This window comes from Enterobacter sp. 50588862 (genome assembly GCF_001462935.1).
GTDB lineage: Bacteria > Pseudomonadota > Gammaproteobacteria > Enterobacterales > Enterobacteriaceae > Enterobacter > Enterobacter bugandensis.
Genome location: NZ_LNHM01000007.1, coordinates 542,405 through 555,757 on the forward strand (window position 1 = coordinate 542,405; position 13,353 = coordinate 555,757).

The 13,353-nt window shown below is 59.6% G+C and carries 11 protein-coding genes; all 11 read left to right on the forward strand.

The window, feature by feature from the left end; genetic code table 11:
- The first annotated feature begins 78 nt into the window (after window positions 1–78).
- Genes tagH through APT89_RS03075 form a run of 11 tightly spaced genes read left to right on the forward strand, consistent with a single transcriptional unit; the run spans window position 79 to window position 13,294 of the window.
- Complete coding sequence (gene tagH, locus APT89_RS03025) at window positions 79–1,839, forward strand: type VI secretion system-associated FHA domain protein TagH (protein ID WP_060571726.1); 1,761 nt, start codon at window positions 79–81, stop codon at window positions 1,837–1,839.
- Window positions 1,836–2,633: a PP2C family protein-serine/threonine phosphatase gene (locus APT89_RS03030; RefSeq protein WP_023336024.1), complete on the forward strand. Its 798-nt coding sequence runs from the start codon at window positions 1,836–1,838 to the stop codon at window positions 2,631–2,633. The genes tagH and APT89_RS03030 overlap by 4 nt, the downstream gene beginning before the upstream one ends.
- A gap of 16 nt (window positions 2,634–2,649) precedes the next feature.
- The gene (locus APT89_RS03035; RefSeq protein WP_047364890.1) at window positions 2,650–3,648 is read left to right on the forward strand and encodes a hypothetical protein; all 999 of its coding nucleotides are present in this window, start codon (window positions 2,650–2,652) and stop codon (window positions 3,646–3,648) included.
- A 9-nt stretch (window positions 3,649–3,657) separates the two neighbouring features.
- The gene (locus tag APT89_RS03040) at window positions 3,658–4,470 is read left to right on the forward strand and encodes a type VI secretion system accessory protein TagJ (protein WP_041909547.1); all 813 of its coding nucleotides are present in this window, start codon (window positions 3,658–3,660) and stop codon (window positions 4,468–4,470) included.
- Window positions 4,463–5,026, forward strand: a complete 564-nt coding sequence (gene tssE, locus APT89_RS03045; protein ID WP_028013485.1) for a type VI secretion system baseplate subunit TssE — start codon at window positions 4,463–4,465, stop codon at window positions 5,024–5,026. Before APT89_RS03040 ends, tssE begins: the two co-directional genes overlap by 8 nt.
- 2 nt (window positions 5,027–5,028) lie before the next feature.
- Window positions 5,029–6,900, forward strand: coding sequence for a type VI secretion system baseplate subunit TssF (gene tssF, locus APT89_RS03050; RefSeq protein WP_060571727.1), 1,872 nt, complete (start codon window positions 5,029–5,031; stop codon window positions 6,898–6,900).
- Window positions 6,897–7,940 (forward strand): type VI secretion system baseplate subunit TssG, encoded by a 1,044-nt coding sequence (gene tssG / locus APT89_RS03055; RefSeq protein WP_060571728.1) that lies wholly within the window; start codon window positions 6,897–6,899, stop codon window positions 7,938–7,940. Before tssF ends, tssG begins: the two co-directional genes overlap by 4 nt.
- Before the next feature lie 35 nt (window positions 7,941–7,975).
- On the forward strand, window positions 7,976–10,591 hold the full coding sequence (gene tssH / locus APT89_RS03060) for a type VI secretion system ATPase TssH (RefSeq protein WP_060571729.1): 2,616 nt from the start codon (window positions 7,976–7,978) through the stop codon (window positions 10,589–10,591).
- Between the two features lie 24 nt (window positions 10,592–10,615).
- Window positions 10,616–12,034 (forward strand): serine/threonine protein kinase, encoded by a 1,419-nt coding sequence (locus APT89_RS03065; protein ID WP_041909558.1) that lies wholly within the window; start codon window positions 10,616–10,618, stop codon window positions 12,032–12,034.
- Window positions 12,035–12,054: 20 nt separating this feature from the next.
- Complete coding sequence (locus tag APT89_RS03070; RefSeq protein WP_045630818.1) at window positions 12,055–12,858, forward strand: hypothetical protein; 804 nt, start codon at window positions 12,055–12,057, stop codon at window positions 12,856–12,858.
- A complete protein-coding gene (locus APT89_RS03075) occupies window positions 12,842–13,294 on the forward strand; it encodes a hypothetical protein (RefSeq protein WP_041909560.1) in 453 nt (150 codons plus the stop codon). Before APT89_RS03070 ends, APT89_RS03075 begins: the two co-directional genes overlap by 17 nt.
- Window positions 13,295–13,353 lie beyond the last annotated feature (59 nt).

Consider the following 13,353-nt stretch of genomic DNA (forward strand, 5'->3'; position numbering starts at 1 on the left):
TTCAATTTCTCAAACGCCGCCGTTCTCGCCCCGAGAGCGGCAGCGTTTGAGCGCTAATCATACCAGCAGGAATACGCCATGCGATTCACGATTATTTCTACGAAACCCGGTCATCAGCCGCCGCAAAGCAGCTGTGATTTTTACGCCCCGGGCGGCACCATTGGGCGCGGTACGGATAACAATCTGGTATTGCCGGACAATGACCGCACCATCTCGCGTCTGCAGGCCATTGTCCACGTTGACGCTCAGGGAGAATGCCGTGTCACCAACCGTGGCAGCGTCACCCGCGTGGTATTAAACGATATTCCGCTGGAGCGCGGACGTCAGGTTGAACTGCAGGATGGCGACATTCTCGGTATTGATGACTACCGTATCGAAGTGACCGAACTGATCCACGACACACAGCCGGTGAGCCGTATGGCGGCCAGCATGCAGCAGCAGGCGCGTCCGACAGCCGCACCCGCTGCGCCCGCAGCGCAAGCGAAGCCTGCTAACCCCGCGCCACGCGGGAAGGCGGAACCGACCGCCGTGCCTTCCGAAATCTGGGACAGCCTGATGCAGGAGTTCTCCATCTCCGACAGCATCTCCAGCAACCGCGCAAAACCGCAGCCTGCGGCCTCACAGGATCCCTTCTCCCAGCCCGCCGCGCCGGAGCGTAATGCCGAAGATCCGTTGGCGATGTTCAACGACAGCGATCCAGCGCTTGAGCGCAAGAACGTCGACCCGGACACGCTGTTCAGCGACGAAGCGCTGTTCAAAAAAGAGAGCATTTTTGACGACGTGACGCCTTCCACGCTGGTGCCGCCGGTTGAGGGGCAACCCGCCCCTAAAGAAGACGCGGCGGACGAGCTTGACCCGCTGGCGCTGTTCGGTGGAAAGGCCAGCGCGCCAGCCGCGCGCAATGATGACCCGCTCGGGCTGATGGGCGGAGCACCGTTAACCCACCCGGATGATATTGCAGACGAAAAGCCAGCACCAACGCCTGAACCGGAGCAGGAAGAGGACGTGCTTGCCGATTCTCCGTTGTTCGCCCCAGAGCCGCAGGATACGCCGCGTGAAGAAGAGCCTGCACGGCCGGATTACGCAGGCTTCACCATGCCTACGCCGCAGGCCGTTGCGCGCAGCAGCGCTCAGGCACCGAAGGGGCGCCTGCGCATCGACCCGGTCAATAACGCGGCATCCCCAACCGCCAGCCCGAATAATGGCGAGAAGGGTGAAGTGCTGCAGGGCGAGCTGCTGCAGGCGCTGCTTGAAGGTATGGGCCTGAGCGAAATGCAGCCTGTTCCGCAGTTTGACCGGGAAAATATGCGTCAGTTGGGGCAGATTCTCGGCATGTTCTCGCAGGGCACAGTGGCGCTGCTCTCGTCGCGCTCCATCCTGAAACGCGGCGTAAAAGCCGATATGACCATGGTGCTGGACGATGCCAACAACCCGTTCAAGCTGTTGCCGACCGGGAAAACCGTCTTAATTCAGATGTTCGGCACCCCGATGCCGGGCTTTATGCCGCCGACCAAATCGGTGCGCGACGCGCTGATCGACCTGCAGGCGCACCAGCTGGGGATGATCTCCGGTATCCGCGCCATCATCGCCGCGATGCTGCAGTCCTTTAACCCGGAACAGCTGGAGGAGCAGGCGAAGCAGAACGGCATGACCTCGCGTCTGGCGCTGCCGGGCAGCCGCAAAGCCGCCCTGTGGGACTATTTTGTTCGCAGCTATGGCGAGACGGCGGGCGAGATTGAGGATGACTTCCACACCCTGTTCGGCGAAGCCTTCCTTCATGCGTATGACATGGAGGTGAATCAGTACAAAGACTCACAGAGCGGATCGGAAGACAAATGAATATCGCAACCGCTTCTCTCTCCCGCCAGGGGACGCGCGCCAGCAACCAGGATCAGACGGGAGAAACCATAGGGGAACGCTCGGCCTGCTTTGTCGTCTGCGACGGCATCGCGGGTCTGCCCGGTGGGGAAGTCGCCGCGGAACTGGCCCGTAACAGCATTATCTCCCGCTTCGATGGCGACAAGCACCTCAACGCGCAGCATATCCGCGACTACGTGCAGACGGCGAATCGCACCATTCTGAGCGAACAGCAGGCCGTTCAGGACTATCGCCGGATGGGCACGACGCTGGTCAGCCTGTTCATTGACCGGGATTACGGGCTGGCGTACTGGGCGCATGCCGGCGACAGCCGCCTCTACCTGTTTCGCCGGGGGTGGCTGTGGCACGTCACTACGGACCACAGTCTGGTGCAGCAGATGAAGGATGCCGGGCATCAGACGGACGATCTCAACAGCAACCTGCTTTATCTGGCGCTGGGAATTGAAAACGGCGGACCGGAAGCGAGCTACAGCGACGTGGTGCAGGTAGAAGACGGCGATGCCTTTTTACTTTGCACCGACGGGTTCTGGCACGGCGTCAGCGAAGAGCAAATGAAGCAGTCGCTGCACATGGTCAATACGCCGCAGGAGTGGCTGACCTTAATGAACCAAATCATTCAAAAGAATGGCGAGCAGGAGGGGAATGCGCAGGATAACTATACCGCCCTGGCGGTATGGATGGGCAACCCTCAGGACACCACTTTGCTGCACACCCTCTCTGATGCAGCACAATTTCTTCCCTGCGGAACTGATTAGACACACAAGGAACGATATGAAACTTTGGCTATCGGGTTTGGCACTTCTGGCGGCGACCTCCACCGCGCAGGCTGAAAATTTCCGCATCGTGCAGTCTCCTGCGCAGAAGCTGGATATCTGGATCGACAACATCAAAGACAACACCCCGCAGAGCTGGTGTAAGCCAGAAGTGGCGCTGCGCATTGTGGCGAACGGCAAGAAAGAGGTCTCCGTGCTGGAAAACTTTGTGCCGCGCCTTGGCTCGCTGCTGGAACACCAGTGCAGCAAAGTGAATAAACTCAGCTGGACGCTCAACGATCCCGAGGGGACGACGCTGGCGCAGGGCACGGCAGCTAAAGCGCAGGACTGGGCGCTGGTGGTGAAACAGCAGCAGGCCGCGCCTGCCGAGACCGTCACCGCAACCCCAGCCAGCGGCGCGTTACTGCCACCCGATCAGAACGTGGCTTCCCGCACCGTTGCCGCCGACCGCACGCCGTGGCAGGAGTTTACCCTGCAGGATGGCTGCCACCTGCGCACCTTCTGGGAGGGCGGCGCGTCCGCTCCGGCGCTCTTTATTCCGGATTCTGATACTACCCGCTGCGGTAACGGCAGCTGGCTGAGCGGTCACACCGTTATCTCTCAGTCCCGCAACGGCGGGCAGAAAGAGATGGCGGTGACGTACATTCACGGCTTCCCGGTGATGGGGCTGAATCAGAGCGCCGATCCGGAAAACGCGCTGATCACCTCCGTCAATAAAGAGCGCATGGTATTCAGCACGCCAGACAGCGATCAGAGCTGGATGATCCTGCCTTACGACAGCACCCTGAACAGCTGGAAGAGCAACGGCACGGTTGCGGTAGAAATTTCCCGCGAGACCGCCAGCGACGATGCAAAACTGCAGGCGCGTATTGCGGCGGTGAAGAAAACCTGGAGCGCCTGGGTTGCCCCAGGCACCCCGCTGAATATCGTTCTGATTGATACCCTGCGTCCTCAGCTGCGCGATCCGGCAGTGGGCGCCTGGCGCGCGGCGAATTAAGGAATGGCTATGAATACGCTCTATCAACACCTGGCGGGTGAAACGCTCAACGACGCGCTGGCGCGTCTTGAAGCGGAGATCAAAGCCCGTCCGGCAGATGCAGACCTCCGCGCCGCGTTCGTGCAGTTTTTAATCCTCAGCGGCAACGGGACGCGCGCGCTGACCCAGCTGAAAAGCTGGCTGGCGCTGAAGCCGCAGGCGAAACCCACCGTCACGCTGCTGGAGCAGTCCATTCAGGGCGAGCTGCAGCGCGCGCAGGTGATGGCGGGGCAGGCGCGTCCGGCCATGCCTGAAACGCAGTGGCCGTGGCTGACCACCCTGGCCGCGGCGCTCCGCGAGGAGGGCGAGCGTGCCCGGTCGCTGCGCCTTGAAGCGCTTGACCAGGCGCAGGCCACTCCCGGTCACATCACCCTCGAAAACGATGAGGCTCAGGCGTTTGACTGGCTGATGGACGGCGATGCCCGTCTCGGCCCGGTGTGCGAAACCATCGTGAACGGCCGCTATTTCTGGCTGCCGTTTAACGCTATCGCCGAGATCCGTTTCCAGGCGCCTGCCAGCGTAACCGATCTGGTCTGGCGTCACGCGCTGGTGCGCCTGACTGACGGTACGGAACAGGTATGTCAGATCCCGGCGCGTTACCCGTTTGCTGCCGATGCGTCGGATGCGATCAAACTGGGCCGCACTACCGAGTGGCAGCCGCTCGATGAGGACGGCACCCTGTACGAAGGGATGGGCCAGAAAGCCTGGCTCAGCGAGCAAAGCGAAAGCCCGTTGCTGTCGTTAAGCCTCGTGTCGTTTGCGACGGATGGAGCCGATGAGTAATCCCGCTGGCGAAGGCGATCTGCTGCGCAGCGGCTGGCAAGCCCGCAGCAGGCAGGAGAAGGTGGGGGCGCGCGACAAAATGCAGCCTTCGCTGCTCGATCGCCTCACCGATAACGATCCGGAAAAAAAACGCGAGCCGGCCAACAGCAACCTGATCACCCACGCCGCGCTGCGTCGTAACGTGCTGCGGGATCTGCAGTGGCTGTTTAACACCATCAACCACGATGCCTCCGGCGATTTAAGCGCGCTACCGCACGTGAGCCGCTCGGTGGTTAACTTCGGCGTCGCGCCGCTCGCCGGGAAGAGAATGTCGGACATCGAATGGCACGATATTCAGCGCAAGCTCACCGAGGCCATCATCAATTTTGAACCGCGCATTTTGCCGCAGGGGCTGCAGGTCCGCTGCGTGTCGGATACCTCCTCGCTGGATCTGCACAACGTGCTCTCCATCGAGATTAAAGGGCGCTTATGGTGTGTGCCGTACCCGCTGGAGTTTCTGTTTCGCACCGATGTCGATCTGGAAAACGGCCATTTTGAACTGAAAGATGCGGGGTAATCATGGAAAGTAAACTGCTCGAATATTACAACCGTGAGCTGGCCTACCTGCGCGAAATGGGGGCCGAGTTTGCCGAACGCTATCCGAAGGTCGCCGGGCGGCTGGGCATGCGCGGCATCGAAGTGGCGGACCCGTACACCGAACGCCTGATGGAAGGTTTCGCGTTTCTGACCTCCCGCGTGCAGATGAAAATGGACGCGGAGTTTCCGCGCTTCTCCCAGCGTCTGCTGGAGATGATCGCGCCGAACTACCTCGCGCCCACCCCTTCCATGGCGATTGCGGCAATTGAGCCCGACAGCAGCCGCGGCGATCTGAGCAACGGCTTTATTGTGCCGCGCGGCACCATGATGGACAGCCTGGCGCTGAAAAAGACCGGCGTAACCTGCAGCTATACCACCGCGCACGAGGTTAATCTGCTGCCGCTGAAAATCGACAAAGTGGAGCTCGGCGGCGTGCCCGCTGACCTGCCGCTGGCGCAGCTCGGCTTAAGCCAGCGGGGGATCAACAGCGCCTTGCGGATCCGCATTGCCTGTGACGGCCCACAAAACCTCGGGCACCTGAATTTTGACCGGCTGGAGTTTTTCCTCAGCGGCCCGGACATTGAGGCGCTGAAGCTGCTGGAGCTGGTGATGGAGCACCACGCCGGGATCGTCTGCCAGACGGTCAGCCCGCAGCCGCAGCGACAGCTGCTGGCAACGGATGCGCTGCGTCAGGAGGGCTTTGCGCCGGACCAGGCGCTCCTCCCGGACGATCTGCGCAACTTTGACGGCTACCGTCTGCTGCAGGAGTATTTTGCGTTTCCGGCCCGCTTCCGCTTTATCAGCCTGAGCGGTCTGAGCACGCTTATCCAGCGCTGCGAAAACGAAAAAGCCTTCGATATCTTCATTCTGCTGGATAAGTCGGATGAACAGCTGGAGCGCGTGGTCGACGCCAGCCATCTGGCGCTGCACTGCACGCCGGTCATCAACCTGTTCCCGAAAGTGGCGGCCCGGCAGAAGCTGAATGAAGGCCAGCATGAATACCATCTGGTGGTCGATAACATCCGCCCGCTGGACTACGAAATTTATGCGGTAAATAAAATTTTTGGCAGCGCCGACGGCCAGCGCGACGACCAGACGTTTCGTCCGTTCTGGAGCACCTGGAGCGGCGACGCGGGTAACTACGGGGCCTATTTTTCCCTGCGCCGGGAACAGCGCGTGCTCTCCGAGCACGCCCTGCGCTACGGCACCCGTACCGGCTATATCGGCTCGGAGGTCTTTGTCTCGCTGGTGGATGAACAGCATGCCCCGTGGCAGGAAAACCTGCGCTACATCTCTGCCGAGGTGCTCTGTACCAGCCGCGACCTGCCGCTGATGCTCCAGCAGGAGCTCGGGCAGTTCATTATGGCCGACTCCATGCCGGTGAAGGGGTTAACCCTGCGCAAAGGCCCGACGCCGCCGCGTCCGGCGCTGGCGGAAGGGTTCAGCACCTGGCGGCTCATCAGCCAGCTGCAGATGAACTACCTCAGCCTGATGGACAGCGAAAATGAAGAGGGGGCAGCGGCGCTGCGCCAGCTGTTAGGTCTGTACGCCAACCTGGCCGAAACGCCGGTTGCGCGTCAGGTGGAGGGGGTTCGCCACTGCGTGCTGGAGCCGGTACACCGCCGCGTGCCTGAACCCGGCCCGGTCGTTTTCGCCCGCGGAATTGGCATCACCCTGACGGTGGACGAGCGGGCGTTTTCCGGCGCCAGCCCGTGGCTTTTCGGCAGCGTGATGGAGCGCCTTTTTGCCCGTCTGGTCTCCATCAACAGCTTCACCGAGTTCACCCTGAAGAGTCATCAGCGCGGCGAGATAGGCTACTGGGCGCCGCGCATGGGTAAAAGGGCGCTGGTATGAGTGACGCTGCCACCGCACCGCTGCGCGTGCATCGCCTGACGAAGCTGCCGGATACGTTCTGGCACGGGGTCCGCGAGACGCCCTGGCGCTACGATCTGTTTCAGCTGTTAAGGCGCATTGATGCCCAGGGCGGCGAGCGCTACCCGCTGGGACGCGCGCCGCTGCCGAAATTTGAGCCGCTGCGCATTGGCCAGCAGCCCTCAATGAGCTTTGCGCCGTCGACGCTGGCCCAGGTGCGAAAGCGTGAGGAAAGCGGGCTGCATGAGGTGTCGATCCTCAGCTTTGGCCTGTTTGGCCCGAACGGCCCGCTGCCGGTGCATATGACCGAGTACGCCCGCGAGCGGATTCATCATCATCAGGACACCAGCCTCAGCGCGTTTGCCGATCTGTTCCATCATCGTCTTGCGCTGCTGTTTTACCGCGCCTGGGCGGATGCGCAGCCTGCCGTTTCCCTCGATCGCGCCGACAATAAGCGCTTTGAGGGCTACCTGGCGTCGCTGATCGGAATGGGACAGCCGGGTCAGATGAACAAGGGCAGCCTGAGCGCCCATGCCCGCTTTACCCACGCCGGGCACCTGACCCGCCACGGGCGGGATCCGGAAGGGCTGGAGAAGATCCTGCGCAGCTATTTTAAAGCGCCGGTTAAGCTGGTGAGCAACGTGCCGCAGTGGATGCCGCTCTCCACCCGCGAGCAGGCGCAGCTGGGAGCAGGACGCTGCATGCCGCGCATGGGGGAATCCGCTTTTCTCGGCGTCGCCGTCCGCGACGTGCAGCATAAGTTTCGTATCGAGATTGGCCCGCTGAGCGCGGAGGAGTACAACCGCTTTCTGCCGGGCGAAGCGTGGGTCACCGAGCTGCGCGACTGGGTGCGCCAGTACGCGGGAATTGAGTTTGAATGGGAAACACGGGTGATCCTGCGTGAAGACGCGGTGCAGGGTACCACGCTCGGCAGCGCCGGGCGATTAGGCTTTAACACCTGGCTGGGGCATCAGCCGCAGCCTGTCCCGCGTGGCGATCTGGTGTATCGCGCAGAGCGATAAATTTTTCTAACGCATTGTTATCAACGGAACCGAACATGTCAGAAATTAGCCGTGCCGTGCTTTTCGGCAAACTGGATACGCTGTTATTTACCTCTCTGGAAAGCGCGACTGCCTTCTGCAAGCTGCGCGGCAACCCCTACGTTGAGCTGGTGCACTGGCTGCATCAGCTGATGCAGCAGCAGGATGGCGATCTGCAGCAGGTCATCCGCCACTTTGCCCTCGACGAACAGCAGCTAACGCGCGATATCGTGGCAGCGCTGGACGCTCTGCCGCGCGGCGCAAGTTCCGTTTCCGATCTCTCCGAACATATCGACAGCGCCGTGGAGCGCGCCTGGGTATTCGGCTCGCTGAAGTTTGGCGTCAACCGCATTCGCGGCGGCCATTTGCTGATCGGCATCCTAAAGACCTGGAATCTGGCCAACGTGCTGAAAAGCATCTCGTCGCAGTTCACCCGCCTTAACGTCGAAGTGCTGATTGAGCAGTTCGACGCCATCTGTGGCAACAGTAAAGAGACGCAGCAGGCCGCTGCCGCCGTCGATGCACCGGCGGGTGCGGTCCCGGCGGCTCAGGGTACGCTGGCCCAGTACGGCCAGGACCTGACCGCTCGTGCCCGCGACGGGAAGATTGACCCGGTTGTCGGGCGCGACGAGGAGATCCGCCAGATGGTCGATATCCTGATGCGCCGCCGCCAGAACAACCCGCTGCTGACCGGGGAGGCCGGGGTCGGCAAAACCGCAGTCGTTGAAGGACTGGCGCTGCGTATCGCCGACGGCGACGTGCCGGAGCCGCTGCAGAACATTCAGCTATGGCTGCTGGATATCGGCATGCTGCAGGCAGGCGCGGGCATGAAAGGTGAGTTTGAAGCCCGTCTGCAGGCGCTCATTAACGAAGTCCAGTCCAGCGCCACGCCGATTATTCTGTTTATCGATGAGATCCACACTTTGATTGGTGCAGGCGGCCAGCAGGGGACTGGCGATGCGGCGAACCTGCTGAAGCCGGCCCTGGCGCGTGGTCAGCTGCGCACCATCGGCGCCACCACCTGGGCGGAATACAAAAAGTACATTGAAAAAGACCCGGCGCTGACCCGTCGTTTCCAGACCGTACAGGTTCACGAGCCGGACGAAGCGAAAGCGATTCTGATGCTGCGCAGCACCGTGTCGCCGCTGGAGACGCACCACCAGGTCCTGCTGCTCGACGAAGCGGTCAGCGCGGCGGTGAAGCTGTCCCATCGCTACATTCCGGCGCGTCAGCTGCCGGACAAAGCCGTTGCGCTGCTCGATACCGCCTGTGCCCGCGTGGCGGTCAGCCAGAGCGCGCCGCCGGCGCAGCTGGAAGACTGCCTGCGCCATCTTGCCGCGCTGGACGTGGAAATTGAAATTGCTGAACGCGAAGCGCGCGTCGGCGCCGGTGACGCAGAGCGCGTAACGGCATTAATCACAGAGCGCGACGCGTATGAAACAAAACGCGAAGCTCTGGCCCGGCGCTGGGAAGACGAGCGCGGCCTGGTGCAGGAGATTATCCGCCTGCGCGCCGCGCTGTTTGCGGCGGGCGAGGAAGAGACCGCCGAGCTGCGCAGCCAGCTGGCGGAGCAGCAGCAGGCGCTGAACGCCTTACAGGGTGACGAGCCGCTGCTGTTTGCGGCGGTAGATGAAAACGTGGTCGCCGCAGTCGTCTCTGACTGGACCGGGATCCCGCTGGGCCGGATGGTGAAAAACGAGATCGACGCGGTGCTGAACCTTGCCGATACGCTGAACCAGCGCGTTATCGGCCAGCGTCACGGGCTGGATCTCATTGCCCGCCGCGTGAAAACCTCGCGGGCGAAGCTCGACGATCCGAACAAACCGGTGGGCGTCTTTATGCTGTGCGGCCCGTCCGGCGTCGGGAAAACCGAAACCGCGCTGGCGCTGGCGGAATCCCTGTACGGCGGCGAGCAGAACGTCATCACCATCAACATGAGCGAGTTCCAGGAAGCGCACACCGTTTCCACCTTAAAAGGTGCGCCTCCGGGATACGTAGGGTATGGTGAAGGCGGCGTGTTAACCGAGGCCGTGCGCCGTCGCCCTTACAGCGTGGTGCTGCTGGACGAAATTGAAAAAGCGCACCCGGACGTCCATGAGATCTTCTTCCAGGTCTTCGACAAAGGCTGGATGGAGGACGGCGAGGGGCGCCACATTGATTTCCGTAACACCATTATCATTCTGACGTCCAACGTGGGTACCGAGCTGATAAGCGCCATGTGCGCCGATCCGGAGCTGATGCCGGAGCCTGACGCGTTAAGCGGCGCGCTGCGCCAGCCGCTGCTGGAAGTATTCCCGCCGGCGCTGCTGGGCCGCCTGCTGGTGGTGCCGTACTACCCGCTCAGCGACGAGATGCTCGGGCAGATTGTGCGCCTGCAGCTCAAGCGCATTCAGCGTCGTCTGGAAGAGAATCACAGCATTATTTCTGAGTTTGACGACAGCGTGGTGGAACAGATTGTTCAGCGCTGCACCGAGGTGGAGTCCGGTGGCCGCATGGTGGATGCTATTCTGACTAACACCCTGCTGCCTCAGATGAGCCAGATCTTACTTACCGCCAGCCGCAGCGACGAGCAGTTCCGACGCCTGCATGTCACCTGCGAGCAGGGCGAGTTTCACTGTCAGTTTGCCGCGTAATAATCATCAAGAGAACTGTAAAAGATGACGGATAATGATAACAATCGGACTGTCCCAAACGCGCTCCCGGTCGGGTACCGCTTCAACGAGTTTGAAATCAAAGAGGTGATCGGCGGCGGCGGTTTTGGCATTGTCTATCGCGCGTGGGATCACCAGCTCGAACGCACTATCGCTATCAAAGAATTTATGCCTTCCTCGCTCGCCGTGCGCGGCGACGACATGACCCTGGTGCTGCGCAGCGAGCGCTTTGGCAAAGCATTTTCCGCGGGCCTGAACAGCTTTATTCAGGAAGCGCGTCTGCTGGCGCGTTTTAACCACCCGAACCTGCTGCACGTCCTGCGTTTCTGGGTGCAAAACGACACGGCTTACATGGGGACGCTGTTTTATAGCGGCACCACGCTTTCACGCCTGCGCGAAGAAAAACCGGAGCTGATCAACGAGGCCTGGATCCGCCGCACGCTGCCGATGCTGTTCGGGGCGATCAAGACCATCCACGACGAAGGCTATCTGCACCGTGATATCTCTCTGGATAATATTCAGATCCAGGATAACGGCCTGCCGGTGCTGCTCGATTTCGGCTCCGCGCGCCGCACCATCGGCAACCTTTCCGACGAAACGGAAACCATGCTGCGCCCCGGCTTTGCGCCGATTGAGCAGTACACCGACGACAACGAGAGCGAGCAGGGGCCGTGGACGGATATTTACGCCCTCGGCGCGGTGCTGCGTACCCTGATTGTGGGTTCTCCGCCGCCGGTCAGCGTGGTGCGCTCCATCCAGGATACCTGTAAGCCGCTGGTGGAAATCATGCCGCAGGGCTACTCCATCCCGCTGCTGCAGGCCATCGACCGCGCGCTGGCGCTGCACATGGAGGATCGTCCGCAGTCTATCGACGAATTCGCGGCGCTGATTGAGATGCCGGTCGCCGGGATCAACGACGTGCTCACCGCCAAAAAGACCGGCACCATGCTGGTTCCTGTTGAGGAAGAGAAGCCAGCTTCGGTGCTCGACTGGCGTCGCTATAAGATCCCGGGCATGGTTGCCGCGGGCGTGCTGGTGGGCGTTGTCGCCGGGGCGATGCTGTTCAGCGGTGGGAATGATGCGCCTGAGCAGGCTGCCCAGGCTCCGTCAGAGACGCGTCCGACAGAAACTGCCGCGAACGCGCCAGAGGTGAAGCCAGAAACGGCGACGGTGAGCGAACCGGCGACGGCACAGCAGACGCCACCGCCTGCCGCGAGCCCGATTGCGCTGGTCTATATCCGGATCCTCGACGGCGAAACGCTGAAAGTTAACGGTGAGCCAAAAGCGCTGCGCCCGGGAGCTAACGGCTATGCATCGCTCAAGCTGCCGGCCGGTGAGGCGAAGATTGAGCTGCAGGGCAACGGAAGAACGCGTGGCCAGACGCTGGAGATTGCCAAGCCGGGCACCTGGCTGGTGAATCCGTAGAAATATAAACAGGAGAAACTATGGAAGTGTACGATCTTCGAAGCCAAAGGCTTCATCCAAAGGAATTCGAAAAGATTGTCTCTCCTGTTTATGCACGGAGCGACGTAGGGCGTGAATTTGTTGTGGTGCGCGGTGCTTTAAATCCATTTCACAGCATTGATGGTTTAACGTTGCGACGTCGCTTCGAATTTAATCCTAATGCAGTGTTTGATCCTCTCTACGCACAAAATCTTAGTAAAATTGAACGGTTAATTGACTCAGGAGAAGTCGTTTTAACAGACCACCGTCAACGGACAAAAGCCATATATCCCTTTTTCATCTCTGAGTCAGGAGAGTTGTTTTGTGTAGATGAGAAGATGTACAGCTCAGCTTTCGTGAGTTACATCCTCGAACGTTACCGAAACAATGTCGCTCTATTTGGAAAACCAGCCCCAACGCGTGATGCTTTTATTCCCTTGACTGCTCACTATGGGCCAGGTTACTGGAAAACTGTGGAAGATGATTATCATGGCACAAAAAATGTTGTGATCATGGCGATTAATCGTCTGACGAGCATGGGGGATGAGGGAAGAGTATTTGGATCGGACGGTAAAGATTACATGAATACGTCGCGCGACAAAATCCAGCGCTGGACAGCACTACCCGCAGACCTGGACGGAGTATCACGCGCGTTGATATCTGAAAAATCTGTAATTAGACGATTCGGAGAACAACGATCCATTTATCAGAAATACCTGGAGAGCGATGATGCCTGGGCAGTAAGTGGTAAATCATGGCAATGGATACCTGGAGTCAGAGAAGAAGATTATGAATTTAAAAAATAAATTATGGTATTTCTGGGGATGCATGGATGTACTGGCTCTTTTGCTTTACTCTATAAATTCACTTCGCCAGAACAGGATCCCCTTCATTTCAGATATAATCGCGTTCACAGGGAACTCAGATGTCATTTCAGGAGGCGGTTACAGCTTTATCGTAACCCTCTTTTTTATATTTGATTTGCTTTTGTTGCTTTCTCTTTTTGCTTCGGCCTGGCTGTTTTTTAAGAGAAAAAATGTTGCGATTAAGTTTGCCCTTATTCAGGAAGTCTTTCGTCTCATTTCATTCAGATGTTCGGTTTCTCTTTTCCCACTTCTGATAAGTGTGTTTGGTATTTCAAATGTGTGGGTGAATTTAGGGTTGTTTGTTATCTCGGAGTTTCTGAAGATATATTCTCTCATTTACGTAATGGGCAAAAGAGAAAAAACTCATTCACTTTGATATATAAATGACGCTCATGCATAGATGCGAACCTCTTTTCTGAATCGCATAAGCAATAT

Bases quoted from the DNA above. Each gene is read 5' to 3' on its own strand.
- tagH (WP_060571726.1), top strand. From the start codon at position 79: ATGCGATTCACGATTATTTCTACGAAACCCGGTCATCAGCCGCCGCAA.
- APT89_RS03030 (WP_023336024.1), top strand. From the start codon at position 1,836: ATGAATATCGCAACCGCTTCTCTCTCCCGCCAGGGGACGCGCGCCAGC.
- APT89_RS03035 (WP_047364890.1), top strand. From the start codon at position 2,650: ATGAAACTTTGGCTATCGGGTTTGGCACTTCTGGCGGCGACCTCCACC.
- APT89_RS03040 (WP_041909547.1), top strand. From the start codon at position 3,658: ATGAATACGCTCTATCAACACCTGGCGGGTGAAACGCTCAACGACGCG.
- tssE (WP_028013485.1), top strand. From the start codon at position 4,463: ATGAGTAATCCCGCTGGCGAAGGCGATCTGCTGCGCAGCGGCTGGCAA.
- tssF (WP_060571727.1), top strand. From the start codon at position 5,029: ATGGAAAGTAAACTGCTCGAATATTACAACCGTGAGCTGGCCTACCTG.
- tssG (WP_060571728.1), top strand. From the start codon at position 6,897: ATGAGTGACGCTGCCACCGCACCGCTGCGCGTGCATCGCCTGACGAAG.
- tssH (WP_060571729.1), top strand. From the start codon at position 7,976: ATGTCAGAAATTAGCCGTGCCGTGCTTTTCGGCAAACTGGATACGCTG.
- APT89_RS03065 (WP_041909558.1), top strand. From the start codon at position 10,616: ATGACGGATAATGATAACAATCGGACTGTCCCAAACGCGCTCCCGGTC.
- APT89_RS03070 (WP_045630818.1), top strand. From the start codon at position 12,055: ATGGAAGTGTACGATCTTCGAAGCCAAAGGCTTCATCCAAAGGAATTC.
- APT89_RS03075 (WP_041909560.1), top strand. From the start codon at position 12,842: ATGAATTTAAAAAATAAATTATGGTATTTCTGGGGATGCATGGATGTA.